The organism is Mycobacterium sp. IS-836 (assembly GCF_001954275.1).
Lineage (GTDB): Bacteria > Actinomycetota > Actinomycetes > Mycobacteriales > Mycobacteriaceae > Mycobacterium.
The window spans coordinates 1-15,851 of record NZ_MBEU01000055.1; the positions used below are offsets into that span (position 1 = coordinate 1).

The 15,851-nt window shown below is 66.3% G+C and carries 17 protein-coding genes; 5 read left to right on the forward strand and 12 right to left on the reverse strand.

All coding sequences use genetic code 11. The features are described from left to right. On the reverse strand, positions 1-1,094 hold a 1,094-nt coding region (locus A5747_RS15120), incomplete at its 3' end, for a DEAD/DEAH box helicase (RefSeq protein ID WP_233148057.1). A 39-nt stretch (positions 1,095-1,133) separates the two neighbouring features. Further along, complete coding sequence (locus A5747_RS15125; RefSeq protein WP_076125576.1) at positions 1,134-1,802, reverse strand: TetR/AcrR family transcriptional regulator; 669 nt, start codon at positions 1,800-1,802, stop codon at positions 1,134-1,136. 360 nt (positions 1,803-2,162) lie between these two features. Between A5747_RS15125 and A5747_RS15130 the strand changes: the two genes are divergently transcribed. Next, positions 2,163-2,546, forward strand: a complete 384-nt coding sequence (locus A5747_RS15130) for a hypothetical protein (RefSeq protein WP_076057658.1) — start codon at positions 2,163-2,165, stop codon at positions 2,544-2,546. 13 nt (positions 2,547-2,559) lie between these two features. Here A5747_RS15130 and usfY read toward each other — a convergent pair whose 3' ends face one another. Both usfY and A5747_RS15140 read right to left on the reverse strand, forming a co-directional pair. Next, positions 2,560-2,874, reverse strand: coding sequence for a protein UsfY (usfY, locus tag A5747_RS15135; RefSeq protein WP_076125578.1), 315 nt, complete (start codon positions 2,872-2,874; stop codon positions 2,560-2,562). 64 nt (positions 2,875-2,938) lie between these two features. Continuing rightward, positions 2,939-3,319, reverse strand: coding sequence for a phage holin family protein (locus A5747_RS15140; protein WP_076125580.1), 381 nt, complete (start codon positions 3,317-3,319; stop codon positions 2,939-2,941). Positions 3,320-3,756: 437 nt separating this feature from the next. Here A5747_RS15140 and A5747_RS15145 point away from each other — a divergent pair, with 437 nt between their 5' ends. Next, positions 3,757-4,194 (forward strand): anti-sigma factor, encoded by a 438-nt coding sequence (locus A5747_RS15145; protein WP_076125582.1) that lies wholly within the window; start codon positions 3,757-3,759, stop codon positions 4,192-4,194. Further along, the gene (locus tag A5747_RS15150; RefSeq protein WP_076125584.1) at positions 4,191-4,979 is read left to right on the forward strand and encodes an RNA polymerase sigma factor SigF; all 789 of its coding nucleotides are present in this window, start codon (positions 4,191-4,193) and stop codon (positions 4,977-4,979) included. The genes A5747_RS15145 and A5747_RS15150 overlap by 4 nt, the downstream gene beginning before the upstream one ends. Here the strand turns inward: A5747_RS15150 and A5747_RS15155 are convergent. The 4 genes from A5747_RS15155 to A5747_RS15170 form a co-directional block, all read right to left on the reverse strand. Further along, positions 4,942-5,361 (reverse strand): STAS domain-containing protein, encoded by a 420-nt coding sequence (locus tag A5747_RS15155; RefSeq protein WP_083667583.1) that lies wholly within the window; start codon positions 5,359-5,361, stop codon positions 4,942-4,944. The genes A5747_RS15150 and A5747_RS15155 overlap by 38 nt on opposite strands. Before the next feature lie 195 nt (positions 5,362-5,556). Continuing rightward, entirely contained in the window at positions 5,557-7,353 is a 1,797-nt protein-coding gene (locus A5747_RS15160; RefSeq protein WP_076125587.1) for an acetyl/propionyl/methylcrotonyl-CoA carboxylase subunit alpha, read from the reverse strand. Between the two features lie 131 nt (positions 7,354-7,484). After that, positions 7,485-7,904 (reverse strand): SufE family protein, encoded by a 420-nt coding sequence (locus tag A5747_RS15165; protein WP_076057664.1) that lies wholly within the window; start codon positions 7,902-7,904, stop codon positions 7,485-7,487. Further along, the gene (locus A5747_RS15170; RefSeq protein WP_076125589.1) at positions 7,904-8,794 is read right to left on the reverse strand and encodes a sulfurtransferase; all 891 of its coding nucleotides are present in this window, start codon (positions 8,792-8,794) and stop codon (positions 7,904-7,906) included. The genes A5747_RS15165 and A5747_RS15170 overlap by 1 nt, the downstream gene beginning before the upstream one ends. 96 nt (positions 8,795-8,890) lie before the next feature. Here A5747_RS15170 and A5747_RS15175 point away from each other — a divergent pair, with 96 nt between their 5' ends. Together A5747_RS15175 and A5747_RS15180 are read left to right on the forward strand one after the other, a co-directional pair. Then, positions 8,891-9,874, forward strand: a complete 984-nt coding sequence (locus tag A5747_RS15175; RefSeq protein ID WP_076125592.1) for an NAD-dependent epimerase/dehydratase family protein — start codon at positions 8,891-8,893, stop codon at positions 9,872-9,874. Positions 9,875-10,018: 144 nt separating this feature from the next. Then, positions 10,019-11,050: a hypothetical protein gene (locus tag A5747_RS15180; RefSeq protein ID WP_233148061.1), complete on the forward strand. Its 1,032-nt coding sequence runs from the start codon at positions 10,019-10,021 to the stop codon at positions 11,048-11,050. 12 nt (positions 11,051-11,062) lie between these two features. Here the strand turns inward: A5747_RS15180 and A5747_RS15185 are convergent, their stop codons facing one another. The 4 genes from A5747_RS15185 to A5747_RS15200 all read right to left on the reverse strand — a co-directional run bounded on the left by A5747_RS15185 (position 11,063) and on the right by A5747_RS15200 (position 15,763). Further along, a complete protein-coding gene (locus A5747_RS15185) occupies positions 11,063-12,283 on the reverse strand; it encodes a peptidoglycan DD-metalloendopeptidase family protein (protein WP_076125595.1) in 1,221 nt (406 codons plus the stop codon). Positions 12,284-12,294: 11 nt separating this feature from the next. Beyond that, positions 12,295-13,224, reverse strand: coding sequence for an SAM-dependent methyltransferase (locus tag A5747_RS15190; protein ID WP_076125772.1), 930 nt, complete (start codon positions 13,222-13,224; stop codon positions 12,295-12,297). Positions 13,225-13,379: 155 nt separating this feature from the next. After that, positions 13,380-14,288: a class I SAM-dependent methyltransferase gene (locus tag A5747_RS15195; RefSeq protein WP_076125597.1), complete on the reverse strand. Its 909-nt coding sequence runs from the start codon at positions 14,286-14,288 to the stop codon at positions 13,380-13,382. A gap of 38 nt (positions 14,289-14,326) precedes the next feature. After that, positions 14,327-15,763 (reverse strand): serine hydrolase, encoded by a 1,437-nt coding sequence (locus tag A5747_RS15200; protein WP_142245599.1) that lies wholly within the window; start codon positions 15,761-15,763, stop codon positions 14,327-14,329. Positions 15,764-15,851: the final 88 nt, after the last annotated feature.

Consider the following 15,851-nt stretch of genomic DNA (forward strand, 5'->3'; position numbering starts at 1 on the left):
GGGTCCCCGCGGTCCGCGCGTCCGGGGGGGCGCGCGGGGCGCCGGGGGGGGGCCGGGGGCGGGCGCCCCCCCGGCAGGGGGCGCCGCGCCCACCCCCCCCCCCCCCCCCCGCCCCGCCGGCCGCCGCCCCCCCCCCCGGGGGGCCCGACCCCCCCCCCGCCCCCCGTGGCGTCGCCCCCCCGCCCCCCCCAACCACCGCTGCGCTCGGCGTGAATCTCGTTGAGCCGTGCGGTCAGTCGCTCGGCCAGCCGCCGCGAGTTGGCGAACACGATGGTCGAACCGTGCGATTCGATCAGGTCGACGAGCCGCGCTTCGACGTCCGGCCAGATGGTGTTGTTCGCCAGGTTGGCCATGTCGGGCACCGGCACTTGCACGGTCAGCTCGACGGTCTTGGCCGACGGCGGGGCCACGATGGTCGTCGGCGCCTGGCCGGACAGGAACCGGGCGAGTTCCTCGGGCGGACGCACGGTCGCCGAGAGCCCGATGCGCTGGGCGGGCCGGCCCCCGGGGACGTCGCGTGACAGGTCGTCGAGGCGCTCGAGCGACAGGGCCAGGTGCGCGCCGCGCTTGCCGCCGGCGATGGCGTGGATCTCGTCGACGATCACGGTCCGCACGCCGGCCAGGGTTTCGCGCGCGGACGAGGTCAGCATCAAAAACAGCGACTCCGGCGTGGTGATCAGCACGTCGGGCGGGGAGTTGATGAGCTGACGACGGACGGCGGGTGGGGTGTCGCCGGAACGGACCCCGACGCTGATGTTCGGTGCGGGCTGGCCGTGGCGCTCGGCGATCCGGGTGAGGCCGGCCAGCGGGGTGCGCAGGTTGCGCTCGACGTCGACGGCCAGCGCCTTGAGCGGTGACACGTAGAGCACCCGGGTCCCGGACGGGCGCTCGGCGCCGCCGGCGAGGCTATCCAGGGCCCACAGGAAAGCCGCCAGCGTCTTACCGGACCCGGTGGGCGCGATCACAAGAGTGTTGTCGCCGTCGGCGATCGCGTCCCACGCGTCCGCCTGCGCGGTGGTCGGAGTGGCGAAGGTGCTGCCGAACCACTCACGCGTGATCGCGCTGAACCGGCCTAGCGGGTCGCGAGTGGTCATCTAGCCATGGTGCCAACAGGCACCGACAAAAACGATCGGCTAGCGCGGTTCGAGACGAGCGGTCGCCATCGCGTGGGACAGCTCGTCGGGGATCTCCGGCACCCGGGCGATCGCGTCGAACAACGCGTGCGCGCACGAATCGGCGAGGCGGTCGGCGTTGGTGCTGGGGTCGATGATGCGCTGCCGGCACGTCTCGAAGGTGAACGCGAGCCAGCCGTGGCAGATCACCCGCAGGTCCCGTTCGACGTCGGGTTCCAGCTTCGTCCCCAGCTTGTGGACGAGCTCGGCGATGCGGCTCATGATGTGTTCCATTTGCCGGTTCTTGGCGTCGTCCTCCACGCCCAGCAGAACCGGGTCCGACCGGCCCAGGCCGACGTATGCGGCCCACGCCGCCTCCGGGTTCTGCTCGTGATAGGCCATGTAGGCGAGCACACCGCTGCGCACCTCTTCGAACATCGTCAGTCCGGTGGCGGTGTCCTTGTTGGTGGTTTCGTACAGCCGGTCGGCCTCGTCCTTGACGACGGCGGCGAAGAACGCGCGCTTGTCGGGGAAGTAGTGATACATCAGGGCCCGGGACACGCCGGCGCGCTCGGCGATCTCGTCGATACGGACCTCGTCGTAGGGCCGCTTCCCGAAGACTTCGGCACCTAGCGCGAGCAGCTCGGCGCGCCGATCCTCTGGGGATAACCGCCTCCTGGCTGTCGGCATGTGTCAGATAGTACTCACGGTGTTCAAGATCACTCGCCGACTGCGCGTTATTCGAACTTCCCCCCTGGCCAGCGGTAACTCGCCCGAGTAATTGACGGTGTTGGTACTTCGGCGCGCGGAGGCCTTCCCGCTGCCGACCCCCGCCATTTCGCGCGCCGCTTTGGTGGCTGCTGCTAGGCCGGCGACGCAGGCGATATCGAGGCGGTAAGCGGTTTACCCGGGTTTAGCGCGGGGTATCTGCTCCCATGCGCCTTCTCGCCGGGCCGGCAGGACGGGGCGGGAGGAAATTTCAATAACGCGGTAATAAATGCCGCGTAACGAACGATGGATCAAGAGCAGCCGGAGATATGAGGTTCTCAGATGCCAAAAGCGGATGAGCGATCACGAGGTGATCGCTTAGGCCAGGAAGACGGCGAGGTACACGCCGCCATCCGTTTTGCCGCCCTGGCCACGGCCGCCGGCGTCGGGTTCATCGTCCTGGCCGCGTTGTGGGTCAGCACGTGCCCGGGGACGGGCGTCGACACCGCGGCGTGCGGCGCGCCCCAGCGGACGGTGCTGGCATTGGGGGGACCGCTGATTCTCCTGGCCGGCGGGCTCTGGGCATTCCTGCGCACCTACCAGGTATGGCGCCACGAGGGGACCTGGTGGGGATGGCATGGCGCGGGCTGGTTTCTGCTGACGCTGACCGCGGTGACGGTCTCTATGGGCGTGCCCGCGATCGCGGGACCGGTTCTGGCCCTTTAGCCGCTTCCGGCGCTTAGCTGACGGCGCGCTGGCGCGGCGGGCTCTTGGCGCCCGTGACGTGCCACTGCTCGTCGATGCGGCTCACGCGGCGAAGCTCTACGACGAACCACAGCGCCCCGGCCACGGTGCCGAGGACCGCGACGAGGACCGTCGTGGGCAGCCATTCGTAGTGTCCGTACGCGGCGGCCGCCGCGGTGGCGATCATCCCGGCGACTGCGACGACGAACAGGATGAATCCCGGCCAGAAGAGGTTGTCCTTCATCGTGATACCAGCGTGAGGTTGCGTGGTCCGGAAATGGTCCGTCGGATCGTGATGCCTGTCTCCCATCACCTCTCCCTCCGCCTCTCCCTCCGCCAATGACGGATGAGATAACCAACCTTCTAAAACGCCGTCAGATAGGGCCTGGCGCCTCGCGAACCAGCGCCTCGGGCAGCGTGATCGCCCCGACCGTCGTCACGAGCCAGACGACGGTCGTCGCGGCAATCCAGGACGCGCCGCCGTGGATGGTGAGCCCGTGAGTGAACCCCGACGCCAGACCCAACGCGACGACCGTCAGCGCGAGCCCGGTGCCGCCGAAGAGCAGCGACGCGTACGCGCGCGGCAACCGCAAAATCCACGGGGACAGGATCGCCTGCAACACCGAGAACACCACCACCGCGACCACGAATCCGGACACCGACACCCGAACGCCGGGGACAACCCAGGCGGCCACCGCCAGGCCGATCGCCCACGATCCCAGAAGCACAACTGCCCGAAGCAGAATTTGCCTCATGACGACAAGTGTAGGTCTCGCGGTTGCCGCCGTTAAGGGCCGCGATTACGGACCGCGATCGCCAATCGCAAACCGCTTCGGAGGGTTCGCCAGAAAACCCGGTCGTTGCGGTTACCGGGCGCGCGGAGCGGGTATCTGGACTAGACCATGAATGAGTGCCGCGATGCTGCGTTAGCGTGGTTATCCCATCATGGGAGACAAAATCACGAAGGCACCGACATAGATGGCTATCGCGATAACGACCAATACGACCAGCGTGATCCCGGCGACGACTGCGACGCGCTTGAGCCGGCGCGTCCGCACAGTGTCGGTCGTGTCAGGCCCGTTCATATCGGGTGGAATACCCGGCGGGAATCGTGACTAACCGGCTCGATCACGCGGCCGAAGGCGGGCTGCGAAGCGGAAGTAGTGTCAGTCAAACATTGCCGGGAGACCATATGACCGATGCGCGATTGCACGGGAGCAAGCGCCAGCGAGGCCACCGCGCCGTCGAGGTACACGTTGCTGCACGCCTGGAAAACCTGGCGATGCTGCGCACCCTGGTCGGTGCCATCGGCACCTTCGAGGATCTCGATTTCGACGCCGTGGCGGACCTACGGCTCGCGGTCGACGAAGTGTGCACTCGGTTGATCCGGTCGGCCACCCCCGATGCCACGCTCGTCGTATTGGTCGACCCGCTCGACGACGAATTGATAGTGGAGGCGTCCGCGGCGTGCGACACTCACGACGTGGTGGCCCCGGGTAGCTTCAGCTGGCACGTGCTGACCTCGTTGGCCGACGACGTCCAGACTTTCCATGACGGTCGCGAACCCAGTGAAGCCGGCAGCGTTTTCGGTATCGCGCTGACGGCGCGAAAGGCGGCCGCCACCCGGTGACGGCCCGAGATGCCGGCGGTTCGGATACGCGGCCGAACGAATACGCCGATGTTCCGGACATGTTCCGGGAATTGGCTACTTTTCCCGCCGACTCCATGGAATTCCAGCGCCAGCGGGACAAGATCGTCGAGCGGTGCCTGCCGCTGGCCGATCACATCGCCCGGCGGTTCGAGGGGCGGGGGGAACCGCGCGACGACCTGGTTCAGGTCGCCCGGGTCGGGCTGGTCAACGCGGTGGTCCGCTTCGACATCGACGCCGGGTCGGACTTCGTCTCGTTCGCGGTGCCCACGATCATGGGAGAGGTCCGACGGCACTTCCGCGACAACAGCTGGTCGGTCAAGGTTCCGCGGCGGCTTAAGGAACTGCACCTGCGGCTGGGCACCGCCACCGCCGATCTGTCCCAGCGGCTCGGCCGGGCCCCGACCGCGACCGAACTGGCCGGCGAACTGGGAATGGATCGCGACGAGGTCATCGAGGGCCTGGTGGCGGGCAGCTCCTACAACACGTTGTCCATCGACAGCGGCGGCGGCAGCGACGACGACGACGCCCGCGCGATCGCCGACACTCTGGGCGACGTGGATACCGGCCTGGATCAGATCGAGAACCGCGAATCGCTGCGACCGCTGCTCGAGGCGCTGCCCGAGCGGGAGCGGACGGTGTTGGTGCTGCGCTTCTTCGAATCGATGACCCAGACGCAAATCGCCGACCGGGTCGGCATCTCACAGATGCACGTGTCTCGGCTGCTGTCTAAATCGCTAACCCGATTGCGCGACCAGTTGCGGTAGCGCCACCGGCGGCCCAGGTCGTCGACTGCAGCAGCGGCTCGTCGGCCGGTGACGTCACCGGCAGGGTGCCGTCCGGGTCGCAGACACGCAGCAACCGCGAGACCGCCGCATTCGTTACCATCGCCCAGGACGTCTGGGCGGCCGAGCACACCACGTTAATGCGATGCAGCGCCGAAAAACCGGCTGTACCAATGAATTCCAGTCCGCGCAGGTCCACTATCACGCGCTGGGAAGGGCTGGCGCTGCGGCGCACATACTCGGCGAGCTGATCCGAGTTGGCGGCATCGAGCTCACCGTCGACGGTGATCACCATGCCCCCCGGCTCCCAGCGGGCGCTGAATTGGGCGGTGTGGCTTTGTTGCCAAGATTGGGTCACAGGCATTGCGTACTCCCTCGCTACCGGAGGATTCGTGCGGTGCAATACGCCAGCCGCGCGTCCTAAAACGCTTGAGGGCAGGGAATTCGCCTACCTCGACGTCAGCGACGTATTCCGGGTGGCTGTGAACTCAACCTGTCCCGAACCCTACCCGTGCCTGGACGGCCCGACAACGTTTCGCGAGTATTGCCGGTCGGACCCTTACTTGATCTCGGCGAGCACCGTGCCCTGGGTGATGGCGGCGCCGGCTTCGACCGCGAGTCCGGTGATGGTGCCGTCCTTGTGCGCGGTGACCGGGTTCTCCATCTTCATCGCCTCGAGGACCACGACCAAGTCGCCGGCGGCGACCTCCTGGCCCTCCTCGACCGCCACCTTGACGACCGTGCCCTGCATGGGTGCGGTGACCGCGTCACCCGACGCCGCCGCGCCGGAATGCGAACCGCGCTTGCGGGGCTTGGGCTTTTTGCGGATGGCGCCGACGGCGTCGGTGGTGGCGCCGTTGGACAGCGCGAGGTCCGCCGGCAACGAGACTTCGAGCCGCCGGCCGCCGACCTCGACCACCACTTTCTGCCGCGGCCGCGCGTCCTCGTCGTCCAGCGGCTGGCCGCCGGTGAAGGGCTCGACGGTGTTGTTCCACTCGGTCTCGATCCAGCGGGTGTGCACCGAGAATCCGTCGTCGTCGCCGATGAACGCCGGGTCGGACACCACGGCGCGATGGAACGGGATCACCGTGGCGAGGCCCTCGACCTCGAATTCGTCCAGCGCGCGCCGCGCCCGAGCCAGCGCCTCGTTGCGGTCGGCGCCGTAGACGATCAGCTTGGCCAGCATCGAGTCGAACTGCCCGCCGATCACCGAGCCGGTCTCGACGCCGGAGTCCAGCCGCACGCCCGGACCGGTGGGCGGGTGGAACTTGTTCACGGGGCCGGGGGCCGGCAGGAAGTTGCGGCCCGCATCCTCACCGTTGATGCGGAATTCGATGGCGTGCCCGCGCGGCGTGGGATCCTCGGTGAGCTCCAGCCTGTCGCCGTTGGCGATCTTGAACTGCTGCAGCACCAGGTCGATGCCGGCGGTCTCCTCGGTGACCGGGTGCTCGACCTGCAGGCGGGTGTTGACCTCCAGGAACGAGATCAACCCGTCCTGGCCGACCAGGTATTCGACGGTTCCGGCGCCGTAGTAGTGGGCCTCTTTGCAGATCCGCTTGGCGGACTCGTGGATCTCCTTGCGCTGGGCGTCGGTCAGGAACGGCGCCGGCGCCTCCTCCACCAGCTTCTGGAAGCGGCGTTGCAGCGAGCAGTCGCGGGTGCCGGCGACGACGACGTTGCCGTGCTGGTCGGCGATCACCTGCGCCTCGACGTGGCGGGGCTTGTCCAGGTAGCGCTCGACGAAGCACTCGCCGCGGCCGAACGCCGACACCGCCTCGCGCACCGCCGACTCGTACAGCTCGGGAATCTCCTCGATGGTGCGGGCCACCTTCATGCCCTTGCCGCCGCCGCCGAAGGCCGCCTTGATCGCGATCGGCACGCCGTATTCCTTGGCGAAGGCCACCACCTCGTCGGCGTCCTTGACCGGGTCGGGGGTGCCGGGAACCAGCGGCGCCTGCGCGCGGGCGGCGATGTGGCGGGCGGTGACCTTGTCGCCCAGGTCGCGGATGGACTGCGGGCTGGGGCCTATCCAGATCAGGCCGGCATCGATGACCGCCTGGGCGAAGTCGGCGTTCTCCGAAAGGAATCCGTACCCGGGGTGGATGGCGTTGGCGCCGGACTTCTCTGCCGCGTCGAGGATCTTCCCGAAGTCCAGGTAGGACTCCGCCGACGTCTGACCGCCCAGGGCGAACGCCTCGTCGGCCAGGCGCACGTGCGGCGCCTCGGCGTCGGGCTCGGCGTACACCGCCACGCTGGGCAGGCCCGCGTCGCGGGCCGCCCGGATCACCCGGACAGCGATCTCGCCACGGTTGGCGACGAGCACCTTGGCGATCCTCGAGCTGGCGTGATTGGCCACTTCGCCTCCTGTTTGGCTGGACGTCTCTTTGTCTAAGAGAATTTCTTACAAGTCTTGTCCGGGGAAGTTTATGCGCCGCGCCGTGGGCGCTGATACCCGGTCTCCGATCCGTTTGAAGATCACGTTTGCGATCACGCCGCCTCGCGCAGCCGCCGTTTGATGCGGGCCAGCATCGCCGACATGCCGCGCAACCGCAGCGGGCTGATCAGAGCGGCCAGACCCAGCTCGGCGTAGAAATCCTCGGGTACCGCGAGAATGTCGGCGGCGGGTTGTTCGTCGAGCCCGGCGGCCAGGATCGAGGCAAACCCGCGGGTCGTCGGCGCCTCGGCGGGCGCGCTGAAGTACAGCCGCACCCGATCCGGGTCGTGCGCGTCGACATGCAAAAACAGCGGTGACTGGCACTCGGGGACCGGCTCCATGGCCGCTTGTTCCATGTCGGCGGGCAGCTCCGGCAGGTCGTTGGCGAATTCGAGCAGCAACGTCAGTTTGTCCTGGCCCTGCACTTCGGCGAAGTCGGACACCACCTCGGCCAGCGGCGCGGGCAGACTCATCAGACCGGCACGGCTCCCGGTTCCTCGCCGGCGACGATCGGCACCCGCACGGTGTTGCCCCACTCGGTCCACGACCCGTCGTAATTGCGCACCCCGGGCTTGCCCAGCAAATGGGTGAGCACGAACCAGGTGTGGCTGGACCGCTCGCCGATGCGGCAGTAGACGATGGTCTTGTCGTCCGGCTGCACAAAGCCGTACAGCTCTTCCAGCTCTTCGCGGCTGCGGAAGCGGCCACTCTCGTCGGCCGCCTTGCCCCACGGGATCGACCGGGCGGTGGGGATGTGGCCTGCGCGCAGCGCGCCCTCTTCGGGGTAGTCGGGCATGTGGGTGCGCTTGCCGGTGTACTCGTCGGGCGAGCGCACGTCGATCAGCGGCTGGCTGCCGAGGTTGGCCAGCACGTCGTCCTTGAACGCGCGGATCGGCGCGTCGTTGCGCTGCACGACGGGATAGCCCGACGAGGTCTTGGTGGGGACCTCGAGCGTCATGTCCCGGCGATCGGACAGCCATAGGTCGCGCCCGCCGTTGAGCAGCCGCACGTCGGCGTGGCCGAACAACGTGAACACCCACAGCGCGTAGGCCGCCCACCAGTTGCTCTTGTCGCCGTAGATCACCACGGTGTCGTCGCGGGCGATGCCCTTGCGGTCCATCAGCTCGGCGAACTGCTCGCCGTTGATGTAGTCGCGCACGCGCGGGTCGTTGAGGTCGGTGTGCCAGTCGACCTTCACCGCACCCGGAATGTGGCCGACGTCGTAGAGCAGGACGTCCTCGTCGGACTCGACGATCGCCAGGCCCGGGGCGCCCATGTTGGCGGACAACCAGTCGGCGGTGACCAGCCGTTCGGGGTGGGCGTAGGCCGACAGCGTGGGGCTCGGATCAGGAGGTAGCGGCACAACGTCGAGCCTACCGCCAGGAAAAAAAGCGGGTTATTGACCCGCGAGTACCGATTAAACTTACGGCTTACCAATAACACCCGAGGGGCGAACCAGATGGAAATACTTGTCACGGGGGGCGCGGGCTTCCAGGGAAGTCATCTATCCGAGTCGCTACTCGCGAACGGGCATTGGGTCACTGTCCTGAATACATCGTCGAAGAGCGCAACCCGAAACACGAGTGACTTTCGTTCGCACGAGCGCGCCGCCTTTATTTCGGGTTCGGTCACTGATGGGGAAACGGTCCATCGCGCGGTGCGCGATCACCACGTCGTTTTTCATCTGGCCGCCAATATCAACGTCGACCAGTCTCTCGGCGAACCAGAGAGCTTTCTCGAAACCAACGTCATGGGTACCTACCGCGTGCTCGAGGCGGTCCGACGCTACAAGAACCGGCTGATCTACGTGTCAACCTGCGAAGTGTATGGCGACGGACACAATCTGCGGGAGGGCGAGCGTCTCGACGAGAGAGCGGAGCTGAAACCGAACAGCCCCTACGGTGCCTCCAAGGCGGCGGCCGATCGGTTGTGCTACTCCTACTACCGCTCCTATGGCCTTGACGTCACGATTGTTCGGCCATTCAACATCTTCGGGGTGCGGCAGAAAACCGGGCGATTCGGCGCGCTGATTCCACGACTCGTCCGCCAGGCCATCAACGGCGAAAACCTCACGATCTTCGGCGACGGCTCGGCGACACGCGACTATCTATACGTCAGCGACATCGTTCGTGCCTACAACCTTGTGTTGCAAAACGCCGGGCTTCGCGGACAGGCGATCAATTTCGCGAGCGGCAAAAACACCCGGGTGAAGGACATCGTCGAGTACATCGCGGAAAAGTTCGGCGCCAAGATCGCCTATCGCGAGGCACGCCCCGGAGAAGTCGCTAGTTTCCCGGCCAACATCGATCTCGCAAAGAGCATCGGATTCAAGCCCGAAGTCGGTATCTGGGAAGGCATCGACCGCTATATCCAATGGGCGAAGGATCAGCCGCAATACGCCTACGAACAAGACGGGGTCGGCGGCGTCTTGTCTTTCCAGTGAGCCCCATCATTGCGGGTAAAAAAAGCGCATCTTGACCCAGTTCACCGCAGTTAGGCTGATGAAAGGCTGCATTCCACATGCGGCGGGTGTTGTGTCGTGTTCAGGGAGCGAGAAATTGACGTGAACGGTCCGGCTGAGGTGTCGATGCGTGGCGGCGAGTGGGATGGCGAGTTCTTGACGTCGCTGCACGGGGATGTCGACGCGTGGAGCGCCCACGACGCGCTGGCGCAGTTGGTTGCGATGTTCGGCGGAGATTTCCCGCGGCACGACAGTCTGGCGGACCGGTTGGCCTACCTGGACGAGTTCAGCGAGGTATGGGATTACCGGAGCCGGACGCGGGCACGTTACGGGGAACAGGTGCGGTGCCAAGACGCCGGCGGCGGAGCGCGGTGGATGATCCCCCGTCTAGACTTGCCGGACCGGCAGCTGAACGCGATCACGACGCTGGCGCGACGGCTGGGCCTTACAGATGAAACATGGCCCACTGAAACAAGATTCGACTACATGCTGGTGATCGGCACCGGACGTTACTCGAACATGCTCAGGGCCCGGTTGGCGCGGGACCTGGCTGCAGAGAACCGCGTCGGTCATGTCGTGTTGGCCGCCGCTTCTCGGCGGCTGTTGCCGTCCGAAGACGACGCGGTCGCGTCCTGCGCGCCAGGCGCGCGTTCCGAATTCGATTTGCTGGCCGCCGCCGCGGCCGACGCGTTTGGGGTGGATACTCGCGAAGCCGTACGGCATGGGCGTCAGCGGGGCGGCGACCCGCATCGAGGCCAGATGGTCTGGCGCTTCGACGAAGACAGCAATGGCCTCGGGCTGCCCATCACACTCATCGAGGCACCGTCGCCGGACCCCGACATCCGCCGTGCCACCTCCGCGGATACCTTCACCTTTACCGCGCGGACCCTGGATATGAACCAATCGAGTTGTCTACTGGTGACCGGTCAGCCGTTCGTCCCCTATCAGCACTTTGACGCGCTGCGAACTCTGGCCCTGCCGTTCGGAATTCGTATCGAGACCGCGGGTTTCGGCATCGACCGCTACGAAGGACTACACGACGTGGACCTGCAGCATCCCGCCAAACTGTTGCAGGAGGTCCGCTCGACGATCCGCGCAGGCCGCAGTCTGCTGGAACGGATCGAGGCTTGCCAACGAACAGCCCACGCTCCGCGCTGACGTCGCCCAGGATTACTCGTCGGCGATGATCGTGCATGGTGTGGCGGGCGGATAGCTGCCCGATACCGCGCGCAGCCGCCCCGGCGGCGGCCAGGGCCGCAGCCCCATGTTGCCCAGATAGCGCAGGGGATTGACGTGTGCACGCCCAACCCGCGTCTCGAAATGCAGATAACCGTCCGTCGATTGGTCTTCCGCACCGATGCTGCCAATCCGGGTTCCCGCGCTTATCCGATCACCGCGCGCGATTTGTGTGTCGCCACCAGGCCGGAACACGTAGCGGATTTCGGTATCGCCGTTCGAGATGATCACTGAGTAAAGATCACCGACATCGCTTGCGCGGCAAACAGTTCCGGATATGACGGCGTAGATCGGGCTGCCGGGGTCAGCGGCGAAGTCGACGCCGGGATGGAAACCGTCCGCGCGGGGCCCGTATCCGCGGCCAATCGCGCGTGGCTCCGCCTCGATCGGCAGCCGCGCCCGCGGCTCGATCCGGTCGAAGTCGCCGCGCACTCGCCGCTGGTAGTCCGCTTTGAGGAGGTCGACCTCGTCGAGTGCATAGCCGAACAACAGCGACCGATCGTAGGCCACGCCGAAGTTGTGCCGAAAATCCGGATCGAGCCGCAGATAGTGTTTGACTCGCGAGATCCGTTCCTCCAACGTCGCCCAGCCGTTGTGCGTCAAGCGGATTCCGTCCAGCTGCCCTATCCGACCGTGCTCGGTGATGTTGGCCGGCCAGTGCGAATTGTGCATCAACTTGGGCCCCGCATACAGGCCCGGGTACCAGCGCCAAAACGGCCCGCGCATCGCCTCGGCGGTGCCCATCACCGGCACCATGTCCGGATATTCCGGATCATCCCAGCGGGATACCATCGGACACATCAGCGCGGCTACGTCGTCCGGTGTGCGCGCAAGCACCTCACGGATGTCCACGTCGATCTGGAAAGTCCAGTCGGCGTCCACCATCACCATCCAGTCCGGGCGACAGAAATCGGCCATCCGGTACAGCAGCTCCAGCCCGGTGGACTCGGGGACCAGCCATGGTGTGGACGGTAGATCTGCCCGGGCGCGAACAACATTGGTGACCGCGGGGTGGTTCGCGAGAATCGCGGCGGTGTCGTCGGTGCTGCGGTCGTCGATCGCGTAGATGTCGTCGCTGAAGGTGGCCAGCGAGTCCAACGTTTCGGCCAAGGTCTTGCCGGCGTTGTGGGCACGCGTGACCGCCAGAATCCGCAACGAGTTCCCCTTTAAGCCGCCAGAACCGAAGTGTAATAGCTGGGCTTGTCGGAGGGCGAGTCGTAATCGCCAGGCGTCCCGAGCAGGCCGTGATCGGCCAGGAGCTGCGCGGCCGTGGTCCCCGTCGACTGCCACCCGTGGTTGTCGAGATACCCGGCGACCTCGTTGCGGGCCCCGGGATAGTTCAGCGAGCAGATGTCCAGATCGAATCCGTGGTCGCGCCAGGTGCGAGTCGCACCGCGGATGATCTCTTGGACCCGCCCGGAGTCCAGCTCCGCCGACCCCACGAACGCCTCGATGGCCATCCGGCTTCCCGGCGCGCTGAGCCCGGTGACGTTGTCCAGCAGGCGATCCTGGGCTTCAGGGGGGAGATAACCGAACAATCCTTCGGCGATCCAGGCGGTCGGTAACGCGGGGTCGAATCCGCTACGCAGCAGCGCGACCGGCCAATCGTCCCGCAGGTCGGCCGGCACTATTTGCAGCCGCGCCGTGGGCTGGGCGCCCAGCCTTGCCAGCGTTTCGGCCTTGAACCGAAGCACGGCCGGCTGATCGATCTCGAACACCGCCACGCCCGGCGGCCACGGCAGCCGGTAGCCCCGCGCGTCGAGCCCAGACGCCAGGATCACCACCTGCCGGATACCGGTCGCGGTCGCGTCGGTAAGGAACTGATCGAAATAGCGAGTGCGGGCCACCAAATCGGTGGTCATTCGCTGCAGACCCCAGGCCGCTCCGGGCTCGTCGACGTCGGACGCGCGGAGCTCTCCGGTGGCCCATTTGACAAGGAATTCGATACCCACCGCGCGGACCAACGGCTCGGCGAACGGGTCCTCGATCAGCGGCTCGGGCGAATTGGTGGCCCTGGCGCGGCCCGCGGCCACCAGCGTCGCGGTCGCGCCGACATGGCTGGCCAGATCCCAGCTATCGCGGTCTTGGCGCATCACGATTCCGCCTTTCTGGTGTGGGATCTCGGCGCCCGAGGGACGGCCGAGCTGCACACTTCGAATCTAGGAAGATTTGGTCTGGCGGAACTCCGCCGATCGGCCCGCAATGGTGATGAACGCGTCGTCCCCCGATCGGGGGACACGGCGGGGGTTGGTTACCGCGGCTGGTCGGTCAGGGTGCCGCTGATGAAGATGGTGTCGTCGTCTCCGGCGGGCGCATCGAGGCCGCTGCGCCGGAACAGTTCGGCGAGCGGCACGCCCTCGAGCTGCCAGCCCAAGGCGGTCAGGTAGTCGAGGACGTGGTTGCGTTCGCCGGGGTAGATCAACGAAGCCAAGTCGACGTCGACGCCATGGTCGCGGAATGGGTTGGATATGGTCCGCGCTCGCTCGGCGCCGAAATCCACGATACTGGAAACGAATTCGGTGGCTGCCATACTCCCGGGCGCACTGAGTGCGGTGATGTCGTCGAACAGCCGATCCTGGGCCTCCGGCTTCAGATAAATCAGTAGCCCCTCGACCAGCCACGCCGTCGGTGCTGACGAGTCAAAGCCGGCGGCTCGCAACGCCGTGAGCCAGTCCGCGCGCAGGTCGATGGGCACGGCGCGCAGAGTGGCGGAGGGCTCCGCGCCCAGGTCGGCCAAGGTCGTCGTCTTGAACTCCATCACCCGTGGTTGGTCGACCTCGTACACCACCGTCCCGGCCGGCCACGACAGCCGGTAGGCCCGGGCGTCCAACCCGGAAGCGAGGATCGCCACCTGCCGAACACCCCCATCGGTGGCGTGGAGGACGTAGTCGTCAAAGTACTTCGTGCGCACCGCGTTTCCGTCGACCATCGCCTGCGCCACGGTCGGCGAGACGTCCGCGATTGCCGACATGCCGAGTTCGCCGTCCATCAGCTTGGTGAAGAAATCCAGGCCCACCGCACGGACCAGCGGCTCGGCGAACGGATCGTTGATCAAGCCGCGCGGATCCCTGGTGGCCAGCGCGCGCCCGGCCGCGACAATGGTGGCGGTGACGCCGACACCAGACGCCAGGTCCCAGCTGTCGTCGTCGGTGCGGGGCATCGGCCCACCTTAGCGCCGCCTAATTCTGCGGTGCGGTGTTATTGGCGTCGGAACAGACGCCCATGCTGACTACAGAACCAGGCGATGTTGCCGTCCGGACCGCGGACGAAGTTTGATCGACTGCCGGTGGGCTGGCCGTCGGGTCCGAGGTCGAGCCCATAGTCGGGCCGGTAGAAGGCGAGGCCCAGTTCGACGTTGTTTTCGCCATCCGCGTCGGCATCGCCGGCGCCCATGGTGCCGGCGAGCTGGCCGTGCCTTGCCCGGAATTCGATGACCGTTTGCTCGACGCTGCCATCTTGCGAGACTTGCTCGGCAATGTACCTGCCCTGGTAGGGCTCGAGCTCGGCGGCGCCAAGGTGTTGTGGTGTGGCGGGCAGGTTGGTGACCCCGGCGAATCTTCGCAACGCCCAGTCGCAGGCGAAAAGGTCGTTGATGAGATGAAATCCACCATCGGAATTGGTGAGCACGGTCATGGCGAAGTTGCGATCGGGCACCATGACGAAACCGGAGCGTTGCCCCTTCCAGGTCCCCCCGTGCTCAACGATGGTCACATTCTCCGCGGAGGGCCGCAGCATCCAGGTCACGCCCATCCCGGTCAGCTCGACAAAAAGTGTTCCGCCCGCGCCCGGGTTCGAACGCATCGCCTCCAGCGACTGTCGGCTCAGGGTCCGCTCGCCGTTGGGCACCCTGCCGTCGCCGAGGTGGAACTGTGCGTAGCGCAGCTGATCTCGCGCCGTGGACATCAACCCACCGGTGGGATTGCAGCTGCGCGGGAATGCCCAAAAGTCGGTATCGACCAGGGGTTTGCCGTCGACCACCCGGTGAGGTGCCGCCACATTCAGACCGATGATCTGGTCGGAAAAGTAGTGGGTGTGCGCCAGCTGCAGCGGGTCAAGCACCAGTTTCTGCATCGCAGACTCGTAGGTTGTTCCGGTGACAAGCTCGATGATGCGGCCCGCCACCACAAGGCCCGAATTGTTGTACGAGAACGCGGTTCCCGGAGGAGTCAGCTGCGGTAAACGTGTCATCGAGTTGACGTAGCGCCCCACCGCGTCATCGCCGCGCCCGAAGTCCTGCCCATTGCGACCATCCCAGCCCGCAGTGTGGTTGAGCAGTTGGCGCACGGTCACCACGGCGCTGGCTGACTCGTCGGCCACCGCGAAGTCGGGGATAAAGCGACGCACGTGTGAATCCAGGTCTACCTCGCCCCGCTCGACCAGCCGCATCATCGCCGTGCCTGTGAAAGTCTTTGTGGTAGAACCGATTCGGAAGACGGTGTCGCCGTCGACGGGCAACGGATGGTCGACGTTGGTGACCCCGTAGCCCTTGACGTATTCTTGGCCGCCGGCCCACACGGCAACCGCGACGCCCGGAATCGCATAGGCCTTCATGCCCGCGTTGATCTTGGCATCGAGCTCGTCGAACGCTACGCCAAGGTCTGTGCGGTTAGCGGTTTCAACCACGGCAGCGGCGATTTCTTGCGGCGGCCCGGCCCGTGGCGGCTGATCTGAATGGGTTCGTGGGCGGCGGTAACGTCCACATGGCCATTAAATATAACTGAAC

What these genes read in the sequence shown, in the direction of transcription:
- A5747_RS15125 (WP_076125576.1), bottom strand. Translation starts at nt 1,802, where the DNA reads ATGCCGACAGCCAGGAGGCGGTTATCCCCAGAGGATCGGCGCGCCGAG.
- A5747_RS15130 (WP_076057658.1), top strand. Translation starts at nt 2,163, where the DNA reads ATGCCAAAAGCGGATGAGCGATCACGAGGTGATCGCTTAGGCCAGGAA.
- usfY (WP_076125578.1), bottom strand. Translation starts at nt 2,874, where the DNA reads ATGGGAGACAGGCATCACGATCCGACGGACCATTTCCGGACCACGCAA.
- A5747_RS15140 (WP_076125580.1), bottom strand. Translation starts at nt 3,319, where the DNA reads ATGAGGCAAATTCTGCTTCGGGCAGTTGTGCTTCTGGGATCGTGGGCG.
- A5747_RS15145 (WP_076125582.1), top strand. Translation starts at nt 3,757, where the DNA reads ATGACCGATGCGCGATTGCACGGGAGCAAGCGCCAGCGAGGCCACCGC.
- A5747_RS15155 (WP_083667583.1), bottom strand. Translation starts at nt 5,361, where the DNA reads ATGCCTGTGACCCAATCTTGGCAACAAAGCCACACCGCCCAATTCAGC.
- A5747_RS15165 (WP_076057664.1), bottom strand. Translation starts at nt 7,904, where the DNA reads ATGAGTCTGCCCGCGCCGCTGGCCGAGGTGGTGTCCGACTTCGCCGAA.
- A5747_RS15175 (WP_076125592.1), top strand. Translation starts at nt 8,891, where the DNA reads ATGGAAATACTTGTCACGGGGGGCGCGGGCTTCCAGGGAAGTCATCTA.
- A5747_RS15180 (WP_233148061.1), top strand. Translation starts at nt 10,019, where the DNA reads ATGCGTGGCGGCGAGTGGGATGGCGAGTTCTTGACGTCGCTGCACGGG.
- A5747_RS15195 (WP_076125597.1), bottom strand. Translation starts at nt 14,288, where the DNA reads ATGCCCCGCACCGACGACGACAGCTGGGACCTGGCGTCTGGTGTCGGC.